The sequence below is a fragment of the Zoogloea dura genome (genome assembly GCF_012927165.1).
In the GTDB taxonomy this organism is placed as follows: domain Bacteria; phylum Pseudomonadota; class Gammaproteobacteria; order Burkholderiales; family Rhodocyclaceae; genus Zoogloea; species Zoogloea dura.
The window spans coordinates 1-2582 of the sequence record NZ_JABBGA010000070.1 but is presented as its reverse complement, the minus strand read 5'-3'; the positions used below and the strand labels follow the sequence as shown (position 1 = coordinate 2582).

At 55.2% G+C, this 2582-nt stretch carries 5 protein-coding genes; 1 reads left to right on the top strand and 4 read right to left on the bottom strand.

Annotated features, from left to right (window positions below; translation table 11 throughout):
* The 3 genes from HHL15_RS26085 to HHL15_RS26075 all read right to left on the bottom strand — a co-directional run.
* Positions 1 to 195 (bottom strand): helix-turn-helix domain-containing protein (locus tag HHL15_RS26085; protein WP_408065746.1); only part of this gene is annotated, 195 nt, incomplete at its 3' end.
* 34 nt (positions 196 to 229) lie between these two features.
* Positions 230 to 742, bottom strand: a complete 513-nt coding sequence (locus tag HHL15_RS26080) for an HAD family hydrolase (RefSeq protein ID WP_169148683.1) — start codon at positions 740 to 742, stop codon at positions 230 to 232.
* Between the two features lie 118 nt (positions 743 to 860).
* On the bottom strand, positions 861 to 1289 hold the full coding sequence (locus tag HHL15_RS26075; RefSeq protein ID WP_169148682.1) for a hypothetical protein: 429 nt from the start codon (positions 1287 to 1289) through the stop codon (positions 861 to 863).
* Between the two features lie 159 nt (positions 1290 to 1448).
* On the opposite strand from HHL15_RS26075, the gene HHL15_RS26070 reads away from it, so the two are divergent.
* Positions 1449 to 1691, top strand: a complete 243-nt coding sequence (locus HHL15_RS26070) for a helix-turn-helix domain-containing protein (RefSeq protein WP_169148681.1) — start codon at positions 1449 to 1451, stop codon at positions 1689 to 1691.
* A 602-nt stretch (positions 1692 to 2293) separates the two neighbouring features.
* Here the strand turns inward: HHL15_RS26070 and HHL15_RS26065 are convergent.
* A partial coding sequence (locus tag HHL15_RS26065) for an IS30 family transposase (protein ID WP_169148647.1) occupies positions 2294 to 2582 on the bottom strand: 289 nt, incomplete at its 5' end.

Sequence of the window (2582 nt, the reverse complement as noted above, 5' to 3'; positions counted from 1 at the left end):
CAAGGTGGCCTGGTACGGCCCCAGCTTGCCCGGCGTGGATTCCCGCCGGTAAGCCGCCGAGGCCCCTTCCGGAGCTCTCAACCACTTCTTGACCGTGTTGCGCGACAAGCCCGTGCGCCGCGAAATCTCCGAACGGGACAGTCCGTCCCGGTAATACATCCGTCTGACCTTGCCCAGCATTTCCATGGTGATCACCTCGCTTCCTCTGCCTCAAAAAGAGGCAGGGAGGTTAAACACCCTGGTCAAATTTCAACCGGAATTCACCCCGATTGATGGTCAGTTTTCGGCCGGCAACAACATGCCAAACTGTGCTGTAGATCCGGTGGTCCGGCTTCACAACACCCACCTCGAAACTCCATGCATACGCATCGAACTCAAAGGGTAGAAGGGACAAAACAGGGGGTGCGTACGGTTCGGCCAGATTGCTACACAATCCGAGTTGCAACCCTTGTCTTTGCAAAGCACGGAGGACCGGAACGACCTCCGGATAAAGTCGAATACTGCTGATCTCCATCGCGAGCTCGTCGGCAAGCTCATCGCACAGGGCTGGCGAGAGAGCCAATCCAAGCCACCTCGCGATGGCCCAGATGTCACCGTTCATGCTCATGATCCGCGCGGCATCATCGGGCTGTGGAGTCCTTCCGGCCTGCGCTGCGAGGCGCAAAAGCCGTGCGTATGGGCGGCGCCGATCTCCAATCTCAGCCAGCGTACCAAACACGTCGAAAATGATCGCCTTGATCATATGCAGGGAGGATTGTTCAGAAAGGGGCTTCCGTCCGCCAAGAACAGGTTGCGCCAGATCTTTGGTGTTGAACGGACCATCCAGATCTGCACCTCATTCAGATCCAGGCTTTGGGCGATCACTGGAGTGAAGTGAACTCCTTCCAGAATTCATACTCGGAGATGTCCCATGTGCCGTAAGCTCTGCAGTACTGCTTACCATCAGCGACCTCATACACGTGCGCCAACGGGTCGGACGGCTTTTTCCAGATTCGGATCAATGGCTCCATCTTCCAGTGAGCCGAACCGTTCAAAAACGGCGGGCTAACGAGTTGGATGCCGACGATTGAAACACCTTTGCTCTCCCGATCAAAAAAAGCTACCAACTCGTTCGCAGGATTGGAAATCATCACTGTTTCGGAAAAACGCCCTTCCTGTGTAGAAACAGCATAACTCACGTAAAACCATTCATTGGGCGTAGTGATACCCACCGCCCGCCAAGCATCTTTTCCAGTGCCAAGAAGGCCCGACATGAAAGGATGATGAGCTGATACGTCAGTAATAAACATTGCGATTCGAGACTTTCAGTAGCGGCGCGTGACGAATGATCGCGTTGGCCGGGTGAGGACGTTTTCCGTGAACTCAGTAGGAACTGAATATATCGGGAGGGGCAATATTGTGACGTAAACGCGGCTGACTTAAAAGCATCATTCCGAGACACTGATTCAATGCCTGTCAGCGAATCATCGTCTCGTTCACGCGCGCCAACGGCGCGTGAACTCCTTGCGATGAACATAGTTCGCCTCCGCAAGGAACGGGGATGGTCTCAGGAAGATCTCGCGTTGGAATCTGGCTTGCACCGCACCTTCGTGGCGCACGTTGAACGCCAAGTACGAAATATCTCGATCGACAACATTGAACGTCTTGCAAACGCTTTGCAGATAGATGTCCACGTCTTGCTGTTGCCATAGGGTGGGTTCCCCGTGCTCGGCAAGGGGTGGAGTGGTGTTGAGCTCAACGATCACATCCCTTGGGCCACACAGAGTGTGGTGGTCAAGTAATACCGGACACCTCGATAGGGTGCTGTACTGCGGTTTTCCGTTCATAGGCCGTGGGCGGCAGGCCTGCTTTGCAAGGGATGATCACCTTGTCGGATCCCCTGCGCACCTAACCTGGCGGTGGGGTTTATCCCAACTCAGTGGCCTTGGGATGTTGATTCACCTATCCGCTTGGAACTAAGCAAGGGAATCGTGACCGTCATAGTGATCTGGTCCACATCCCTGGCCATAGCCTGCAGTGCCTGGCTGTGCGAGTGGCTCGGGTCATCTAGGGTGGAGCGTTACCGCCTTCGGTGACGCTGCTCTACATGCGGGCTGGCATGGACACGACCCGCGCTCAGGTGATGCAGGTCTTCGGTGAGATGCGGCCCCATCACACACACATCTTGGTCATGCCCCAATATGGTTACGATGAAATCGTCGGTCAACACTCAAGTTGCCGTTCAATCGTTGACAGCTGTGATCAAAGTGATTGCTCTGGATAGCACGGGTTTCGCTGGTAAGGCTCGGCGGTTTCAAGTCTGAAGTGCAACACTGGGTTGAAAGTTCATGATTTCCCTCGCAAAGACCTCCGCTGGTGTTTCAAAGTCGAGGCATTTGCGCGGGCGGTTGTTTAATTGTCGGGCAATGGCGTTGAGGTAGCCTTGGGAGATCGGCGCCAAATCCAGCCCTTTGGGAAGATACTCGCGGATCAAGCCGTTGGTATTCTCGTTGGTCGGCCGCTGCCAGGGGCTGTGCGGATCGGCGAAATAGACGTCGATCTTGACGCGCTTGGCGAGAATCTCGTGGCGGGCCATCTCCCTG

Excerpts from the sequence above, each read along its gene's own strand:
- HHL15_RS26070 (WP_169148681.1), top strand. The coding sequence starts at position 1,449 with ATGCCTGTCAGCGAATCATCGTCTCGTTCACGCGCGCCAACGGCGCGT.
- HHL15_RS26075 (WP_169148682.1), bottom strand. The coding sequence starts at position 1,289 with ATGTTTATTACTGACGTATCAGCTCATCATCCTTTCATGTCGGGCCTT.
- HHL15_RS26080 (WP_169148683.1), bottom strand. The coding sequence starts at position 742 with ATGATCAAGGCGATCATTTTCGACGTGTTTGGTACGCTGGCTGAGATT.